The organism is Pantoea alhagi, assembly GCF_002101395.1.
In the GTDB taxonomy this organism is placed as follows: Bacteria; Pseudomonadota; Gammaproteobacteria; order Enterobacterales; family Enterobacteriaceae; genus Mixta; species Mixta alhagi.
The window spans coordinates 940,158-957,736 of the sequence record NZ_CP019706.1; the positions used below are offsets into that span (position 1 = coordinate 940,158).

The 17,579-nt window shown below is 59.5% G+C and carries 14 protein-coding genes; 4 read left to right on the forward strand and 10 right to left on the reverse strand.

Features of this window, described 5'->3' with window-relative positions; genetic code table 11:
• The first annotated feature begins 67 nt into the window (after window positions 1–67).
• From sctC to B1H58_RS04395, 4 genes are read left to right on the forward strand one after another with little or no spacing between them, the layout of a single operon-like run.
• The gene (sctC, locus tag B1H58_RS04380) at window positions 68–2,116 is read left to right on the forward strand and encodes a type III secretion system outer membrane ring subunit SctC (protein ID WP_237172448.1); all 2,049 of its coding nucleotides are present in this window, start codon (window positions 68–70) and stop codon (window positions 2,114–2,116) included.
• Window positions 2,117–2,134: 18 nt separating this feature from the next.
• Window positions 2,135–2,332 carry an HrpT family type III secretion system protein gene (gene hrpT, locus B1H58_RS04385; protein ID WP_085068166.1) on the forward strand — a complete coding sequence of 66 codons (198 nt, stop codon included), beginning with the start codon at window positions 2,135–2,137 and terminating at the stop codon, window positions 2,330–2,332.
• Between the two features lie 21 nt (window positions 2,333–2,353).
• Window positions 2,354–7,594, forward strand: coding sequence for an AvrE-family type 3 secretion system effector (locus tag B1H58_RS04390; protein WP_085068167.1), 5,241 nt, complete (start codon window positions 2,354–2,356; stop codon window positions 7,592–7,594).
• Window positions 7,595–7,605: 11 nt separating this feature from the next.
• Complete coding sequence (locus tag B1H58_RS04395) at window positions 7,606–8,037, forward strand: type III secretion system chaperone (RefSeq protein WP_085068168.1); 432 nt, start codon at window positions 7,606–7,608, stop codon at window positions 8,035–8,037.
• A 169-nt stretch (window positions 8,038–8,206) separates the two neighbouring features.
• On the opposite strand, the gene sctU is transcribed toward B1H58_RS04395, so the two are convergent.
• From sctU to B1H58_RS04445, 10 genes are read right to left on the reverse strand one after another with little or no spacing between them, the layout of a single operon-like run.
• A complete protein-coding gene (gene sctU / locus B1H58_RS04400) occupies window positions 8,207–9,292 on the reverse strand; it encodes a type III secretion system export apparatus subunit SctU (RefSeq protein WP_085068169.1) in 1,086 nt (361 codons plus the stop codon).
• Window positions 9,285–10,100 (reverse strand): type III secretion system export apparatus subunit SctT, encoded by an 816-nt coding sequence (gene sctT, locus B1H58_RS04405; RefSeq protein WP_085068170.1) that lies wholly within the window; start codon window positions 10,098–10,100, stop codon window positions 9,285–9,287. The genes sctU and sctT overlap by 8 nt, the downstream gene beginning before the upstream one ends.
• Window positions 10,100–10,360, reverse strand: coding sequence for a type III secretion system export apparatus subunit SctS (gene sctS, locus B1H58_RS04410; RefSeq protein WP_085068171.1), 261 nt, complete (start codon window positions 10,358–10,360; stop codon window positions 10,100–10,102). The genes sctT and sctS overlap by 1 nt, the downstream gene beginning before the upstream one ends.
• Window positions 10,361–10,367: 7 nt before the next feature.
• Window positions 10,368–11,021, reverse strand: a complete 654-nt coding sequence (gene sctR / locus B1H58_RS04415; RefSeq protein WP_085068172.1) for a type III secretion system export apparatus subunit SctR — start codon at window positions 11,019–11,021, stop codon at window positions 10,368–10,370.
• Between the two features lie 7 nt (window positions 11,022–11,028).
• Window positions 11,029–12,057 (reverse strand): FliM/FliN family flagellar motor switch protein, encoded by a 1,029-nt coding sequence (locus B1H58_RS04420; RefSeq protein ID WP_085068173.1) that lies wholly within the window; start codon window positions 12,055–12,057, stop codon window positions 11,029–11,031.
• Window positions 12,054–12,719 carry a type III secretion system HrpP C-terminal domain-containing protein gene (locus B1H58_RS04425; protein WP_085068174.1) on the reverse strand — a complete coding sequence of 222 codons (666 nt, stop codon included), beginning with the start codon at window positions 12,717–12,719 and terminating at the stop codon, window positions 12,054–12,056. Before B1H58_RS04425 ends, B1H58_RS04420 begins: the two co-directional genes overlap by 4 nt.
• Window positions 12,716–13,177 carry a hypothetical protein gene (locus B1H58_RS04430; protein WP_085068175.1) on the reverse strand — a complete coding sequence of 154 codons (462 nt, stop codon included), beginning with the start codon at window positions 13,175–13,177 and terminating at the stop codon, window positions 12,716–12,718. The genes B1H58_RS04425 and B1H58_RS04430 overlap by 4 nt, the downstream gene beginning before the upstream one ends.
• Window positions 13,161–14,519: a type III secretion system ATPase SctN gene (gene sctN, locus B1H58_RS04435; RefSeq protein WP_085068176.1), complete on the reverse strand. Its 1,359-nt coding sequence runs from the start codon at window positions 14,517–14,519 to the stop codon at window positions 13,161–13,163. The genes B1H58_RS04430 and sctN overlap by 17 nt, the downstream gene beginning before the upstream one ends.
• A complete protein-coding gene (locus tag B1H58_RS04440) occupies window positions 14,513–15,379 on the reverse strand; it encodes an FHA domain-containing protein (protein ID WP_085068177.1) in 867 nt (288 codons plus the stop codon). The genes sctN and B1H58_RS04440 overlap by 7 nt, the downstream gene beginning before the upstream one ends.
• Window positions 15,379–17,577 (reverse strand): FHIPEP family type III secretion protein, encoded by a 2,199-nt coding sequence (locus tag B1H58_RS04445; protein ID WP_085068178.1) that lies wholly within the window; start codon window positions 17,575–17,577, stop codon window positions 15,379–15,381. The genes B1H58_RS04440 and B1H58_RS04445 overlap by 1 nt, the downstream gene beginning before the upstream one ends.
• Window positions 17,578–17,579: the final 2 nt, after the last annotated feature.

Genomic DNA, 17,579 nt, shown 5'->3' on the forward strand with positions numbered 1-17,579 from the left:
ACGGCAGCTGCGGCTGCCGTTAACAGGCTTTCCCGTTTGGATGATTGTCAGAAGAAAGGAGTAAGGTGTGATCACCCTGCCCGCTGTGAAAAGGCTGCTGCGCTGGACAGCCGCCCTGCTATTGCTGTGCGCTGGCACCCTGCACGCCAGTACCCCGGAAGCCTGGAAAAATGGCGCTTACGCCTATTCGGCCGACAACACGCCGCTCAGCATTATCCTCGAAGATTTTACCAACAGCTTCGGCGTGGATATTAATCTCGGCACCTTACCCGACAGCAACGTCACTGGCCGCCTGCGCGCCGTCAGCCCGGAAGCGTTTCTTAACCGGTTGGCGCTGGAGTATCGCTTTCAGTGGTTTGTTTATAACAACACGCTCTACGTCAGTCCGCTGACGGCACAAACCTCGCGTCGTCTGGAAATTTCACCTGATGCCGCGCCCGATATCAAGCAGGCGCTGAAAGGCGTCGGCCTGCTGGAGCCGCGCTTTGGCTGGGGCGAGCTGCCCGACGAAGGGGTGGTGCTGGTCACCGGCCCGCCGGAGTATGTCAATCTGATCGCCGACTTCGCGAAAAAGTCAGATACGCCGAAAGAAGATAAAGAACCCAAAGAGATGATGGCGTTTCCGCTGAAATATGCCTCAGTGGCCGATCGTAATATTCGTTATCGCGACCAGACGCTTCTGGTGCCCGGCGTAGCGACCATGCTTAACGAACTGCTGGGTCAAAACAGCGGCGACAGCGCCAAAGGCATGAGCAGCGGCCAGGGCGGCGATGACGGCATGGAGCAGATGCGCATGGAGTCGCAAAGCATCCTTAACCAGCTGGTGGGACGCAGCACGCATCGCGATCATGATCCCGGCGGCGGTCCGGCAAGCGTCATGGCCGGACGCGTTTCCGCCGACGTGCGCAACAACGCTCTGCTGGTGCGTGACGATCCGAAATACCGCAGCGCCTATCAGTCGCTGATTGCCACCATTGATGTGCCGCAAAAGCTGATCGAGATCGATGCGCTGATTGTGGATATCGACCGCAACGAGCTGGCGCGCCTTTCCACCAGTTGGGCCGGCCAGTTTGGCAACGTCAGCGGCGGCTCGGCGCTGCTTTCCGGCCCCAGCACACTGTTTGTCACCGACTTCCGTCGCTTCTTCGCCGATATTCAGGCGCTGGAAGGCGAAGGCACCGCCTCGATTATCGCCAATCCTTCTATCATGACGCTGGAAAACCAGCCGGCAGTGATCGATTTCAGCGATACCGCCTTTATCCGCGCCATTGGCGAACGGGTGGCGGATATTCAGGCAGTCACCGCCGGCACCAGCCTGCGCGTGACGCCGCGAGCCATCGGCAGCGCCAAATCATCGGTACAGCTGATTGTGGATATAGAGGATGGCAAGCTGGATAAGGATGATAATGGCGAAGCAGAAGGCACCAGCAATGGCGTGATCAGTACGCAGGCGCTGGTTCAGGAGCGGCGTTCGCTGGTGATGGGCGGTTTCCACACCAAGCAGAGCGGCGATCGTGAGCGCCGCATTCCGATCCTCGGCAGCATTCCGTTGATCGGCAAGCTGTTTACCTCCACCCAACATGAAACTTCGCAGCGTGAACGACTGTTTATTATCACGCCACATCTGGTGGGCGATCAGGTGGATCCTTCCCGCTATATCGCCGATGAAAACCGCAGCCAGCTGAATGATGCCATGGGCGACGTTAACCGCCGTCATAAATATACCGATATGAAAAGCCTGGTGGAAACGGCGCTGCGCGATCTGGCTGAAAACCGCCTGCCCACCGGCTTTTCTACCGGCGGCAGCGGCCAGACGCTGAGCGCGCTGTGCAGCCTGCCTGGCGGCCTGTTCAATGATTACCGCCGTCACCAGTGGTATCACAGCAGTTCGGTGCAGATCACCGTTGGCGTGATCACCAATAACAGCAACGTAACCCAGCGCTTTGACGAAGCGACCTGCCGCAGCGATCGCACGCTGGCGGTGGCAGTCTGGCCGCGCTCACAGCTGCGTCCCGGTGAATCCGCTGAAGTTTACGTGGCGTTTGAACCGGGTGCCGTTGCCCGGCCAGGGCGCGTTTCGCTGCTCTCCGCCACCGCCAGTCGTCTGACACCCTGAGGATCTAAAGTGAGAACGATGATCATAGCACTGCGTAAACTGCTTTTTACCGGCCTGCTCGGCCTGCTGCTTACCGCCTGCGCGCCGAAAGCGCCGCCCGGCTGTCAGGATATGCGCTGTCGCCCGCAATCTGGCCCGCAGCACCTGACCATCTGGTGGCAGCCGGAACTGCGCAACGGCCCTTACGATTACACCCAGGTACAGGTTCACCCCTGAAAACGTTAAGAGGAAAAACGTATGGCTTTGCCTCCCGTTATCACCGGTGCCGCAGCCGTTGTACGCACCACCAGTCATGTCGGCGCGCGTGCGCAACCTGCTGTGACGCAGGGCGCGGCACGCGCCACCCAGCGCAGCAGCGGCAACCTGCTACAGGGCCGCGCCCATGCGCCCGCTTCCGCACAGCAGCAAGCGGGTGCCAGCTCTTTGCGCCGTCGGCATTCGCAGCCGGAAGCGCGTCACGCTGGTCAGCATGGGGAAAACGGCCCGGCGTTGCAGCGGCGTCACTCCACCGGCGAAAAAGAGGCGCGGCCAACAGACAGCTGGCCGGTGAACAAGCCGCCTGCACGACGTCACTCGGTTGACGGTACGCCAGAGGAGTCTCCCAGGCCCGGCGCACCCGCCCGCCGCCATTCGCTTGCGACTACGCCACCGTTGGCTGACAGACCGCCACAGGCCAGCATTACGTCCGCCTCGCTGGCTGACTGGAGCAGCACGATGTTGCAGCTTATCGACAGGGTGTCGGAGCGCCATGCCAGCGCGCTAAGCGCTGCCGAAACCACCAGCCTGGCGACGAAGCAGGCGCAGAGCAAGCGTCTGGAGCAAAACGCAGCTGAATCTGAACCACCCGATGAAGCAGCAGACCCGCCCTCTCCGCCAGCCGCGCAATTAACCCGCCTGGCGGTTAACGCAGGCCGCCTTAACATTAACGCCTCATCCTCCCTGCAGCCGCTGCTGGAGCAGACGCTGGGTAAAGCCGATCAGCGCTATCGCTGGCATGAGAGCAGCGGCGAACATCACCATGTTCTGCTCGATCATAGCGGACGCCTGCTTAACGTACAGGATTCGCCGCTGGCCTTTACCGCCGTAGCGCACAGCAAGCCCGTCAGGCCGGAGCAGCAGCCACGGCTGGATAGCGCTAATCAGCGTATTGCCCTGCACCATAACAACACACAGCAACACCGTCCGCTGCCTGACCCGGCAGTACACTCTATGCTTACCGGTATCTATAGCCACCAGCGCGAAGACGGCACACAGAGCGAGCATCTGCGGCTGCATGAAAACCGTCTGTACCGCTTTGATACAGGCCATCAACGCTGGGAACCCACCCACAAAGATGATGAGAAAACCTTCGATAAGCTCAGCCGCCAGGGCAACAATCAGCTGTATGCCATTCAGGGCGACAAACGTCTGCACAACCTGAGCCAGCAGCAAAAGAGCCTGATGTTTAGCGATAAGATCGCCGCTTTTAGCGTCGGTGCACAAGGCGAACTGGCGGTAGTGCTGAAAGATAAAAAGACGCATGAGCAACAGCTGCAGCTGATGAACGGCATCAACGCGCCTGACTGGCAAAGCCCGACGCTAAAGATGAAGCAGAGCGTTAACGGTCAGCCGGGCGACTTCCAGCTCAACAGCATCGCGCTGCATAACAACCAGATCCTCGCCGTGGATCCCAACGGCAGGCTATTTAGCGCAGCCCGTCCCGACAAAGGGGCCCGTGAAATTAACTTTGCCGACGATAACCGCAACCAGGCGATTCTCACAGCGTTCGGCGAAGGCGCGCAGATCACTGCGCTGCACAGCAACGGTCAGGGACAATTACATGCGGTGGTAAAAGACCGGCTGGATAATGAACACAGCTGTGGACTGGATGATCAGGGCATCACGCCAGGCTGGAACCTTAGCGAAAGCATGGTGATGGATTACCAGAAAGGGCTACGCCGCAAAGAGCCGCTACCGCATGCGGTCGTCGATGCCGGACGTCTGGGTAAACTGGCGCTAATGAATGGCAAAGTCCATTTTTACGACACGGTTTCGCAACGCTGGGAAGCGACCTCCGAAAAAGCCGATCGTCTTATCCGTGGCAATGACGGACTGCCGTTAAAAGTTGAGGGCGGCGAAGTCAAACCGCTGAAGGTCAACCAGGCGGGCAACAAAACCTCGCACCACAACAATCTGTTTCAGCTCACTCAGGTGAAAAACAGCGTTAAAGCGGATCTCGCGCTGCATGGCCTCGGCAAAGAGAGTAAAACGCAGACTATTTCCTCGCTGGGTAATGGTCGACTGCTGGCGCTGGATGAGAACGGCGAGATACGCCTGCATCAAATCTCCTCTGGTTTGCGCCGCGATCGGCAGCCGCCGCATACCATCACTAAAACAGGTTTGCCCTCCACTGAGGGATTAACGGGCGAAGCGGCAAAGCAGGCGCAGCTTAAAGATATCGCAGTAAATGAGCATAACAGGCTCTTTGGCCTGACCGGCGGCGGCGCACTTTTTATGCTGGATGCCAAAGCCTGGCACGGCAACAGCGGCGACGGATGGCAGCCCGTCACCCATCTGCCTGAAAACTTCGGTACGCTTGCCAGCCTGCATACCGATGGGCAAGGCCGTCTGATGGTGGCGAACACAGAAGGCCAGGCTGTGCTGCTGGATGCCGGTAACTGGCAGCCAATGCATAAGCGACAAGCGTTAAACACGTACAAGAATAATACCTCTGCCGAAACTTTTGACCGGCTGGGCGACGCCGGAAAATCGGGCCGTATTCCCGGCACTAACGTCACTTATAAACGCGAGATCGACCTGTTCGGCAGCAGCGGCAACAATACGTCTAAAGTAAACAGCCCGTTTAAAAAACGCATGGAAGCATTTGTGCTGCGCACCTCCGGCGGCGGCTGGCCGCGCCCGTTGAAGAATCTGGGCAATGAGTTTAAGCATCGTCTGCACGGACGCGAAGGCCTCAGCCCGCTTTATAAAGCGCAAAATCATATCGCTATGGAGATAACCGCTCAGCACACATCGCGTACCCAGCCTCATGCGGCGCTTGAACAGCGTCTGAGCCGGTTGAATATTAAAACCAGCGATCCCGGGCTGCATCAGGAGATCAATGACTTTGCGGAGGAGCTGGGCCATAGCCTGATGTTGCAAAGCCGGGCGGTCGGACAGCATTACGGCGTGCTGGATGATAAAAACCAGCTAAACACCCAGCCGAAAAAGCTAAAAAACACCCATAACGGCCACTTTAATACGGCACGCAAGCGCGATCCGCAAATAGTGGGCACGCTGCATCAGCTGATTAATAACAACCCCTCTGCCCATACGGCGTCTGCCCTGCAGGTGATTAACGGCATGCGCGCCAACCGCTTGACCCTCGATCATTTGAAACACGATACCGATAAACCGGTGCGCGACAGCCATGACGAACTGGGGCTGGTAAAGTCGCGTCTGTTTCTGGACGCCCTGACCCAGCAGCGGCTGCACAGCGCGCTGGATATTTACCAGCGCAGCCTGCATATGGGCGACGATCCGGCAATGGCGCGCGCGGCACTTCAGACACGCATCCGTGAACTGCGCGATCAAACCTGGGGCGATAATCCGGTGAAGAAGCTGACCGATCAGGGCTTCGCCAGTACGCATCAGGTCGAGGCGAATTATGACGCCATTAAAAAAATGACCAATGCGTTTGCCAAAGAGCATCACGGCCTGAATTTAACCTCGCGCACCCTGTTTAACGCCGGGAGTCAGCCACAGCTGGTAGAGAACCTGGCAAAAGAGCTGAAGTCATTGAATAACGGCGAGAGCCTGACCTTTAACAACAACTACGGCGTTTTTGCCTCCAGCACCGTCTTACCGGGTAGTCAGGTTATGCACATCGCGGGCGGACGCGCCAACGCCGATCGCGGCTACAGCCTGGCCTTTACCCGTGGCGAAGATGGACTCACGGTTACCATTGGACGTAACGGCGCGGGCGGCGTGACTCCCTTTACCGCCATCGGCCATAACATGCTGACCGGCCACGTTGACCCTAATGATGTGAAATTTGGCAAAAATGGCGACCATAGCGCCTCGCCGGCAGTCAGGCTGGGCGCGGTAGCCTCGCTGAATCTTCAGCGGCAGTCGCAAAACAGCGTGACATTTAGCCTGGCAGACAACGAGCTAAATGATTTCCTGAACCGCCTGGCCAGCAACCAACTCGATCCGCTGGCGCTGCTGGATAAAGGCAACGAGCATAAAGTGAAAAACGGCACCACCTGGACCGCCAGTCTGGATACCAGTGCTATTGCGCAGGCCAGTATCGGGCTGCCGATGACGAATAAGAATGAGAAGGAGCATATAGCCTCGACGCGCTTTGGCGGCGGCGTAGCCGCTAACCTTAACATCGCGGCGGCTTCCCGGGAGCGCAACAATAACGGTAACGCCAGTACCGATAAACATACCCGCAGCAATAACCGCGTACGTTTCTTTAACCAGGGCGCGGCGGAAGCGCGCTTTATGTCGCCGGGCGGGGTGGTGAATCAAACCGCTCAGGCGCGGCAGCCGATTATGGCGATCACCGGCGCTGGCGTCCGCTACAGCTTTGATAATCGCACCAAACAGACATTAAGCCTGGAGTTGACCCAGCCGCATCGCCTGGCGGCAACGCATCTTGATAAGGTATCGGAAAGCCTGAGCAAAGCCTTTACCGATCGCGCCACGGCACAGTTAATTGAGTCGCTTAAAGATCCCGCCGCCGACAGTGGTAAAACGGCGAAAACCCACGATGAGAAGCTTGATGCGCTGCTGAACCATTTCGAACAGCATGAAGCGCAAGGCAAGGTCACCAGTAACGCTCAGTATGCTGCTATCCGCGAACTGGTGAAGCTGCGCCAGCAGCGAGAAGCGCTGAACCTTCACGTTCCGCTGCCGGGTGGCACGGAAATCCAGTCCACCTATAGCAATCTCGCCAAAATAGAGAGCAACGGGCTGCTGCACTGGCTTGGCGAGATGCTGAATCACGAAACCGAATCGAACCATGCGCTGAGCAACGCCAACCGCATTCACGGCATGATGCAACAGGATGCGCATCTGAGCGGACTGATTAAACAGATGCAGCTTTCTCCCGATACCCAGGCGGTGGTAACGCTGGAGCCGAAAGATGACGTTAAAGAGCAGCTTAATGCGGACTGGCTTGCCGGACGCATCAGTCGCGGCGAGCTGGAGGCGCGCCTGAAAACGCGCAGCAATATGCGTATCAAATCAGTGACCTTTACTGAAAGCAAAAGCAAAAGCTACGGGATCTCCACGCCGCAGTTTTTGCTGGGCGGTGGCAGTAACGTTTCTGTCGCCAAAAGCCGTAACCTCGGCAAAATCAGCTTCAGCTACGGTCGCGATCAGCAAAGCCCGCTTGCTTATACGCTGGAAGGCGAGCTGGCTAAACGCAGCACCGAACAGCTTGCGCAGCCGTTGCAGGCCGCACAGCAGAACGGTCGGGTTCTTAAAAGTTAACGGGGTGGATAATGGATAGTCACTATTTGCAGCGCCTGCTGGAACAGTATGGCCGCACATTGAATACCGAACTGACACTGGATAATGGCGTTTGCGTCTTGCTTGATGCGCAACAGCAGGAACTGGTCACCATTGAGGCACCGCCGGGCGAGGATCTGCTGCTGCACTGTGAAATTATGCCGCCGCAGCAAATGACCGACGACCCGGCGCTATGGCGCGCGCTGCTGGCAATGAATTTTGAGATGGATGCGATGCGTGGCTGCTGGCTGGCGCTGGATCCAGAAGTTGCGTTACGGCTCTGTAGCCAGCAGCCGCTAAAGCATCTGGATGCGCCGCGCTTTACCCAACTGGTCAATAACTTTATCGATCAGGGGCGTCAGGTGCGCGAGTTTATGCCCACGCTGCTGACGCGGCTGGCGGAAACGGCGGAGGCCATGGCATAAGCATCGTGTTAAAGGTGGAAATATACTCTCCCTGTTCCTGATGGATCAGGTTACAAAGCAGGGAGAGGCAAATCCCCGAGCTTAAATGGAAAGCAAAAGCGGTTAAGCAACCCGACAGATTAGTTAACGCGGGTTTAAACAGCGCCTCAGACAATCCTCATCTGCGCGATCACTCCTCCTCCAGTTCAATCACCTCATCCAGATAGTGATCTTCCAGTTCGCGTAGCAGACGATAAACCTGAGCGACTGCTTTTAAGGTTTCGCGCGGGATCCACTCACCTTCCGCCGTGGTGCGATAAAGCGTACGCGCCAGCCAGATATAACGGATCACCGGAATTTTTGCGCGCTGCGCCTGCTCAATCAAATGGTGAGCATCATCATCGCTGGCCTTGAACAGCAGACGCGGCAGCGGAGTTTCGCCGGGACGATAGTAAAGCCCTACGGCAAAGTGGGTCGGGTTGACCAGCAGCACGTCAGCCTCCTCTACCGCAACCCGAGGCGGCGCTTTTGGTGCTTCGTTTAAGATCTCATGCGCCACCTGTCGGCGGTGCCCTTTCATATGCGGATCGCCTTCACTCTGCTTGAATTCGTTACGGATATCTTCATGGCTCATGCGCTGCTGTTTCAGGTAAAAATACTTTTGCAGGCCGAAGTCCAGCACGCTCAGCGCCAGCAGCGCCAGCAGCACCTGGCGTGCCGCCTTAACAAACAGCATCAACACGCCATGCCAGAAGGTGTTGAGATCGGTCTGCGCCAGCCGCGCCAGATTACCGATTTCCGGTTCTAACGCCAGCCACAGCACCATGCCAATTGCCCCCGCTTTGATAATGCTGGTCAGCAACTGGGTAAACTGGCGCGCCGAAAACATATTTTTGAAGTGATTGACCGGATTCAGGCTCTCCAGCTTCGGCATCATCGCCTCCACCGCAAACAGCGGCCCGAACTGCAGCCAGCCGCCCACGATACGCAGCACAATTGCAATCGCGCCGATAATGGCGGAAAAGAGCAGCAGCACCAGTAGCGAGTCGGTTACTACCTCCTCCATGGCGTGGCCAAAGGGCTGACCGATGCGCGTCAGCGGCAGCATAATCATCGCTTCCATTCGCTGCATGCCGCTCTCCACCAGTGCAAAGATCGCCTCCAGGATGCCAATGGAAATCAGCAGTTTGGGAATATCCTGACTCTGGCTTACCTGCCCTTTTTTACGTGATTCCTGGAGCTTTTGCGGGGTTGCGTCTTCGGTTTTTTCACTCATCTCCCGCTCCCTTAGCCGCAAACAAATGGGGGAATATCGCGCTCAGATCGCGCAACTCAAACAGGCGCTCACCGGCCAGATGGTTGAGCAGCGGCAGATACAAAACAAAAAACAGCAGCCCCAGCAAACATTTCAGCGGGATCGCCAGCACCGTGGCCTGAATTTGGGGGCTGTAAATACTGATAATGCCCACTGCGAAATCCAGCAGCAGCAGCAGCCCCACCAGCGGCCCGGCATACAGCACCATGGTGACAAACGTCTCTTTCAACAGATCCAGCCAGACTTGCCAGCCCTGCTCGCTTAACGGCGGCAGCCACGCCAGCGGTGGCCAGATACGGTAACTGTCCCACAGCAGCTGCGTAATCGCGCCCAGCCCCGGTCCCACTATCAGCAACAGAATCATCACCTGCTTCATCAGATAGCCCAGCGGCGTGGCGTCTGGTCCCAGCTGCGGGTTAATTTGCCCGCCCATCAGCGCACCGCGCTGGTTATCGAACAGCGCGCCGACCGATTCATACATCCAGAACGGTAGCCCAAGGATCAGACCAATCAGCGCGCCGAGGATCAGCTCTTTAATGGCAATGGCCGCCAGCCCCATCAGCGACAGGGAAGCGCTAAGCATATCGCCATATAACACCGGCGTGATAAACAACGCCAGCGCGACCACAATAGCGGTGCGCAGCGTGCCTTTAATCACGGAAAAAGAGAAAACAGGCGTCAGCAGCAGACAGGGAAAAATGCGCGCCATGCCCAGCAACAGCGCCAGCAGCGCGTTAAACAGCTGATCCAGCGCGTCGCTCCACAGCATCAGCTGCCTACCCGTGACATCATGGCGAAAGCGTTCTGCGTCAGTTGAATAAGCTCAACGCCTACCCAGCGCCCGGTCATCGCCAGGGTGATGCCCACCGCCACCAGCTTCAGGCAAAACGGCAGCGTCTGATCCTGTAGCTGCATCGCCGCCTGCACCAGCGAAATTACGATGCCCACCAGCACCGCCACAATCAACGGCGGCGCGGAAAGCAGCACCACCAGCAGCATCGCCTGGCGGAAAAAAGTCAGTATCTCCATTGCCGCCTCACAGATAGCTGTAGAACAGGCCGTCCAGCAGCCGCGTCCAGCCGCTGACCAGCACAAACAGCAGGATTTTTAGCGGCAGCGAGACCGTCATCGGCGAAACCATCTGCATCCCCAGCGCCAGCAGCACGTTCGAGACAATCAGGTCCACCACCAGAAAAGGGATAAAAATCAGAAAGCCGATCTTGAAGCCGTTTTGCAGCTCCGACAGCACAAAGGCGGGGATAATCAGTAGCGGGCTTTGCGGCGTAATGCTCTGCGCCATCTCTTTGGGCCACATGCGCGCGCCGTTCTCCTGCAGATGCACCAGAATATCCGGGTCGGTATTGCGCGACATGAATTTTCTTAGCGGCTCCGCGCCGTTGCCAAAAGTGTACTCCAGCCGCTCCATGCTGCTGAAATCGAGCGGCATCGCCTTGATACGCTGGCTCGAATCATTAAATACCGGTGCCATCACAAACAGCGTGGCGGCCAGCGCGATGCCGTAAAGCGCCATATTAGGCGGCACCTGCTGCACGCCCATGGCGTTACGCGTCAGCATCAACACCATGGAAATTTTCAGGAAGCAGGTGCAGATAATCATTAACATCGGCACCAGCGACAGCACGCCGAGGAACAGCGCCAGCATCATCGGGTTAAGCGACTGCATCTCCATTCGCGTTTTACCCGCCGTGTCCCAGAGGATTAATACTGCCCGGCAGCATATGGGTGATCTGTAACCCCAGCCGTCCTTCCACATCCACCAGCTCGCCTTTCGCCAGCGGAAAATCGCCGTGACACAGAAGCGCCTCGCCTGGCCGCACGTTATCCACCATCACCGTGGTTCCGGCGCTCAGGTGCTGTAGCTCTCCCAGCGTCAAACGCAGCTGGCCACAGCGCACCGTTAACGCCAGCGGCAATCCATCCAGCGCGGGCGCAGGCTCGCTCTGCCACGCCTCGTCGGGCTGCGTAGCGGGGGCCATATCATCGTTATCGTAGGGAAATGTCACAGGCGCGATCTCCAAATCAGAAAGAGTAAAAAAGGCGCGATCCGCCTCACCGGTCAGCTCTCCGGTCAGGCGCAGGCCAGCCAGCTGCAGCGAGCCTTCTCCATACGGAGAAAAAGCGGCATGCGTCGGCAACAGCACATCTTCCGGCCGCAGCTGACGCAGCTGCCCGACGCTCAACGTGAGCGCGCCAACGGTCAAAGGAAAGCTCAGCGGCAAATCAGACGGCAGCCCCGCCGCCTCCGGCTGCCAGCCCGCCTTATCCAGCAGGCGGTTCAGCGTGGCAATGGATGCCATCAACATGCTTTCTGAGTGGAGTTTACCGAGCCTGAGTTCCAGGCGAAGCGAAAATGGTGCCTCTTCTGTTTTATTTACCGGCGAGAGATCGCCAAACAGCGGCTGCAATTCACTGCTCAGGCTTTGATTAAACAGCGGCCAGTACCAGGGCGTGACCTCTGCCTCGGCATACGGCAGCGCGGGGCAATCGGAGATCAGCGCCAGTACCCCTTCCGCATCGCTTAGCTGCACAACGCCGCTGTTGCAGCCCAGCGTCAGCCCGGGTGCCGCCGCTGGCTGATCCTCCGGGAGAAAAAGCGTTAGCTGGCCCGCCTCGCCCGCCAGCGTATAGTGAAAGCGCAGCCCGGCACCGATACGCTGACGCAGCTGCACCTCATCCGTCTCCCGGCGTGGCAGAGAGAGTTTCATGCGGCCCCCCGCTGTTCAAAACGCAGACGCACCCGGCTGGCCATTCGACGCCGCAGCGCCTGGCGACAGCGCTCCTGATGCGCCTCCAGCACGTTTAACGCCGCCGGTGAAAAGCGCAGCGCAATATCCCAGCCGCCGGCGGGCAGATGCTGTAAACGCGCATCCACCGCACCGAGACGCGGCAGCAGCAGCGTCATCGCGACCGGCCCGTTAGGCTGGCGGTCGGTAATGCGCCCCAGCTCCGCCTCCAGCGGCTGCCAGAGCGCCATTGGCGCGGCGGCGGGCGCGTTCTGTGCGGCCTCATGAGTAAAACGCGGCTGCGTATGCAGCTCTATGCCGCTGCTATTGAAAGCGGGCGGCGTCGGGACACTATCCAGCAGCGCGCTGAACAGCAGGCCGTCCGGGCTGGCCGAAGGCGGCTCGTCGCTGCGTTTCGCCGCGCTGCCTGGCGTATTGCCCTGGCTACGTTCGCTGCGCGTTTTATCCGCCCCGCGTAAGGGCGGTTTTGCCTGCGGCGCTGGCTCTGGTTGCGGTTTCAGGGGCTTCGACGTTGCGCTGGTGCGTGTCGTCTCGCGCTCCGGCGGGCGCGGCTCGCGTGGCTCGCGCGGTTGCGGTTCAGGTCGCGGCTTTGCGGCGAGGGTTCGATCCGCAAAAGGGTTCATGATTGCACCTCATTTTCCTGCATCAGCATCTCCAGCTTTTCCAGCTCCCGTTGTCGCAGCTGAGTTTCTGTACGCGCTGCCGCCAGCTTCTCGCTTTGCGCAGCACACTGCGCAGCGCTTTCGCAGACCGCCTGGCGCTGGCGCTGTACTGCCCCGGCGGCCCTCTCCTCCTGCAGCAGGCCACGCTGCAACCGGGAAAACGGTTGATGCCCCAGATAAGCGGTATCAAACCCGGCGCGCAGCCTCTGATAATCGCTTTGCCGCTGCGTAAGCTGATCATCTGCCCTCCTCGCCTCCGCACGCAGCTGTTCCAGCTGTTGCTCGTGTTGACGCTGCTGTCGTTCGCTGCGACGCAGGCGCTGACGGCGGATCGGCAACAGCAGGGCAAACGCATCACGCAAACTGGCAGCAGGATCTTCCGGGGCCGGTTCTTCAATGGGGTTAATCCTCTGGCGCATGTTGGCTTACCTCTGAAAGATGATGCAGCGTCGTCTCCCAGTCGCTGGGGGCGCGCGTGGCCTGGCGCAAATAGCCGTTAATCACCGGCTGCGCCTCTACTGCCGCATCGGTCATCGCATCGTGGCCGGGCTGGTATTCGCCCAGGCGAATCAACATTTCTACCTGCTGCCACGCTGCCATCATGCGGCGCAGCTGTGTGGCATCGCGCATCTGCTCGCGGGTTACCACGTTGCTCATGGTGCGGCTCAGGCTGGTCAGCACATCGATCGCCGGATAGTGGCCGCGCTCCGCCAGACGGCGTGACAGCACGATATGGCCGTCGATCAGCGAGCGCACCTCGTCAGCCACCGGATCGTTCATTGAATCTGCCTCGATCAACACCGAGTAGAGCGCGGTGATCGCCCCCTTTTCGGTTTGTCCGGCGCGCTCCAGCAGACCCGGCAGCAGGGTATAGACCGACGGCGGCAGGCCACCGCGTCCGGGCGGCTCGCCCAGCGCCAGACCGATTTCACGCTGAGCGCGGGCGAAACGGGTCAGGGAATCGAGGATCAGCAGCACGCTTTTGCCCTGCTCGCGAAAGGCTTCGGCAATGGCGGTCGCGGTAAAGGCGGCGCGGGCACGCTCCATGCTGCTGCGATCGGAGGTAGAACAGATCAGCACCGTGCGGCTGCGCAGCTCTTCATCCAGCTCATGATCGAGAAACTCACGCAGTTCGCGGCCACGCTCGCCAATCAGTCCAAAAACAATCGCATCGCAGGGCGCATTGCGCGCCAGCTCCGCCAGCAGCGTGGTTTTGCCGCAGCCCGCCCCGGCAAATACGCCAACGCGCTGGCCGACGCCAATGGTCAGCATGCCGTCAATGGCGCGTACGCCGGTCGGCAACGGCGTTGAAATACGCGGGCGGGCGGTAGGCGGCGGCGCGTCGCCCAGCACCGGGATGGTGCGTTCCGCTTCGCCCGGCAGCGCAAACGCGCCGACGCCCTGGCCGTCAATCGGACGACCAAAACCATCCAGCACGCAGCCCAGCAGCGCATCGGAAACAGAGATACTGTGCGGCAGATAAAGCGGCGTCACCCTTGCGCCCTGCGCGATGCCGTCCAGCGGACCCAGCGCTGACAGCAGCGTATGCTGCGGGTTAAAGCCCACCACTTCCGCCATCACGCTCTCTTCCGCATCGCGTTCAATACGGCAGAGATCGCCGATGCGCGCGCGCGGCAGGCTGCACTCCAGCAGAATGCCGCTGATGCCGGTGATACGCCCATACACGCTGACCGCATCGGGCTGACGCAGCCGCTGCTGCTGCTGGCTGAACCAGCTATCAAGATCGATGCGCATTACCATTTCACCGTAATAGGATCGTGACCGCTGAACTCGATCCGATCGTCGGTGATCGCCACCAGACGCAGATCGCCAATCTGATCGCCGATAAACAGCCGATCGCCATCGTCAGTAACAATATTGGCGCGCGATCCGGTTGCAATTTGCACGATGCGGAACGGCAGCTTTTTCTCCAGCGGACGCACTGCGCTGGTGACCGGCGCAGCAGCGCTGTAGCGCGCATAAAAGCGCGTCATCATGCGGTTAAAAACGGTGATTTGCGGTTTAGTCAGGGTACCGCTCAGCAGCAGGCGATCGCCCTGACGGCTGATTTTTACGCTGTTCGCCAGGTCGCGTTCGCGCAGCATGATTTGCAGCGGCGCACGCAGATCCTCTACCGTTCCCCAGGCGGGGCGTGAATTTTCACCGGCGTTGGGCTGGGCGACCGTCGGCTGTAAGATCCAGCTCACTACGGTGAAGCTGAACAGCAGCAGCAGGCCGAATATTACCCCGCGCATCCAGCGTGGCGTGCCGGTACGCGCTGTCACCTCTTCCGCTACGGCGGCGGCAGGTGCGGGAGCAAAGGCGCTGGCGGGCAGCGCGGCGGCCTCATGCCACGGCGTGCTGGCCTGCGCCACGCAGAGCCAGACGCCCGCCAGTTCAAAGGGGTCTTCCAGCGTAACCGGCTGCCCGTCGCTGGCCTCTTCCTGTTCCGTCAGCCACCAGCTCCCTTCCTGATAATGCAGCCAGCGCTCGCAGCCCGTTACGCTTTCATCGCTGAGCAGCAAATCAGCCTGCGTCGACGCGCCAATCTGCCAGCGATCGCCGCTGAGCGGCAGCGCGGCCCCGCAGTGCAGCCCCGACAGTACGCGCAGTTCAAACATTATTCTCCCTCCCAGTTGGTGAGTGAATAAAAGAGAGCATCCGCCTCCAGACGTCCCAGCACATGCACCGCCAGCGTCGGCTCCAGCTCAGCAAAAGAGAGCACCGGCACCTGATGGAAGGATTCGGCGATAAGCGCGCGCAGCGGCCCACGCAGATCCTGCGCTGCCAGCAGCACCGCCTGCTGTTCGTTGCCGGTGGTGAAGGCCTGGCCTATTTGCTGATGTACCGCCTGAATCTGTTCCTGGCTCAGCGCGAAGAAAATATCGTTCTGCGTCTGACGCAGGCTGTCGCGCAGCGCCTCTTCCAGCTCCGGTGACAGCAGCCAGGCGTGGATGCCGTCCGCCTGGCTGTATTGATGGCAAAGATGGGTTTTCAGCGTAATGCGCACCTGCTCGGTCAGCAGAAACACATCGCGCTCATGCTGACCATGCTCGATTAACGCTTCGGCGATGGCGCGTACCGAACGCAGCGGAATACGCTCCGCCACCAGCTTTTGTAATACGCTGGAGAAGCGCGCCAGCGGCATTACCCGCTGCAGTTCCTGCGCCAGCTCCGGCTGCTCGCTCTCCAGCCAGCCCATCAGCGCGCGGGTTTCCTGCAGGCCGATAAAATGCGGGCTGCTGGCGTGAATGGCATTTTCCATCCGTTTCAGCAGCAGCCCGGCGGCAGTCCAGCGCACCACCTCCTGATTTTCCAGCAGCGGATGATCGGGTGGCAGCCAGAGATAGTGCGCCTCCTGACGCGCGGCCTGGCCCAGCGCGGGTTTCGGCGCGACGCTCGACGGCGCTTCCTCCCCGCCCGTTTCCGGCAGCGCAGGCTGATTGTCAGCCTGTAGCTGGCGCTGCTCTTCTTCGCTCAGGCTCTCCAGCCAGCGCGCCTCCACGGCAAGGCAGGCGGTGTTAAAGGTGCCGGCCACTTTCGGGATTTCATACACCGAGAAGCGGAATTCATCCGCGCTCAGCTTGTCGCTGAATTCAATGTCAAACGCCGGTAGGGTAAAGCCGAAGTTATAGACGATACGGTTACGCAGGCGGCGGATCTCCTGCACTAAATCGAGGGTTTCCGCCTTGCCGCGACAGTCGGTGGGAAACTGGATCAGATAAGGCCGCGTTGGGTTGAACTGGCGCAGATCCTCGCGGCCATTCAGCTCCGGCGGGATCACTTCGTTTTCAATTTGCGGCTGGGCGAGACGCAGCGTATGCCGGGCGCGCCACACCTGGAATCCGCCGCTGCTGAGGGTGATCAGCGCCAGCAGGGTAAAAACCAACCCCGGCATTCCCGGCACCAGCGCAAAACCCAGCATGCCCATTGAGGCGAGGATCCATGCCTTCGGCTGGCTGGTAAGCTGTTCGGCGATCTCACGGCCAATATTCGGCGCTTCCACGCTGTCGTTGTCCGATGAAACGCGCGTGATGATCATCCCGGCCGTAAGCGAGATCAGCAGCGCCGGGATCTGGGCGATCAGCCCGTCGCCAATGGTGAGGATCGAGAAGACATGCAGCGCCTCGCCCGCCGTCATGCCCACCTGCAGCACGCCGATACTGATGCCGCCGATCAGGTTGATAAACAGGATCACCAGCGCGGCGATGGCATCGCCCTTCACGAATTTCATCGCGCCATCCATTGCGCCAAATAGCTGGCTCTCTTTGGCCAGATCGCTACGCCGCGCTTTGGCCTGATGCACATCGATCAATCCGGCGCGCAGATCGCTGTCGATTGACATCTGCTTTCCCGGCATCGCGTCGAGAGTAAAGCGCGCCGCGACTTCCGCCACGCGCTCCGATCCTTTGGTGATCACCAGAAAGTTCACCACCGTCAGGATCAAAAACATCACCATCCCAACCGCCAGATTGCCGCCGACCACGAAGCTGCCAAAGGCTTCAACGATATGGCCCGCGTCCTGCTGGATCAGGATCTGGCGCGTCACGGAGATCGACAGTGCCAGACGAAACATCGTGGTCAACAGCAGCACTGCCGGAAAGGTGGAAAAGGCCAGCGGCTTTGGCAGGTACATCGCCAGTACGATCAGCAGCGAAGAGAGGCAGATATTCAGCGCTATCAGCGTATCAATCAGCGCCAGCGGCAACGGGATAATCAGCATAAACACCAGCGCCATGGCAAAGGCGGCGCCGACAATCTCAGAGCGCTGCATGGCGCTAATGGCAATTTTATTGAGAATTAAAAATAAGCCGTTCATCT

What these genes read in the sequence shown, in the direction of transcription:
- hrpT (WP_085068166.1), top strand. Translation starts at nt 2,135, where the DNA reads ATGATCATAGCACTGCGTAAACTGCTTTTTACCGGCCTGCTCGGCCTG.
- B1H58_RS04390 (WP_085068167.1), top strand. Translation starts at nt 2,354, where the DNA reads ATGGCTTTGCCTCCCGTTATCACCGGTGCCGCAGCCGTTGTACGCACC.
- B1H58_RS04395 (WP_085068168.1), top strand. Translation starts at nt 7,606, where the DNA reads ATGGATAGTCACTATTTGCAGCGCCTGCTGGAACAGTATGGCCGCACA.
- sctU (WP_085068169.1), bottom strand. Translation starts at nt 9,292, where the DNA reads ATGAGTGAAAAAACCGAAGACGCAACCCCGCAAAAGCTCCAGGAATCA.
- sctT (WP_085068170.1), bottom strand. Translation starts at nt 10,100, where the DNA reads ATGCTGTGGAGCGACGCGCTGGATCAGCTGTTTAACGCGCTGCTGGCG.
- sctS (WP_085068171.1), bottom strand. Translation starts at nt 10,360, where the DNA reads ATGGAGATACTGACTTTTTTCCGCCAGGCGATGCTGCTGGTGGTGCTG.
- sctR (WP_085068172.1), bottom strand. Translation starts at nt 11,021, where the DNA reads ATGGAGATGCAGTCGCTTAACCCGATGATGCTGGCGCTGTTCCTCGGC.
- B1H58_RS04420 (WP_085068173.1), bottom strand. Translation starts at nt 12,057, where the DNA reads ATGAAACTCTCTCTGCCACGCCGGGAGACGGATGAGGTGCAGCTGCGT.
- B1H58_RS04425 (WP_085068174.1), bottom strand. Translation starts at nt 12,719, where the DNA reads ATGAACCCTTTTGCGGATCGAACCCTCGCCGCAAAGCCGCGACCTGAA.
- B1H58_RS04430 (WP_085068175.1), bottom strand. Translation starts at nt 13,177, where the DNA reads ATGCGCCAGAGGATTAACCCCATTGAAGAACCGGCCCCGGAAGATCCT.
- sctN (WP_085068176.1), bottom strand. Translation starts at nt 14,519, where the DNA reads ATGGTAATGCGCATCGATCTTGATAGCTGGTTCAGCCAGCAGCAGCAG.
- B1H58_RS04440 (WP_085068177.1), bottom strand. Translation starts at nt 15,379, where the DNA reads ATGTTTGAACTGCGCGTACTGTCGGGGCTGCACTGCGGGGCCGCGCTG.
- B1H58_RS04445 (WP_085068178.1), bottom strand. Translation starts at nt 17,577, where the DNA reads ATGAACGGCTTATTTTTAATTCTCAATAAAATTGCCATTAGCGCCATG.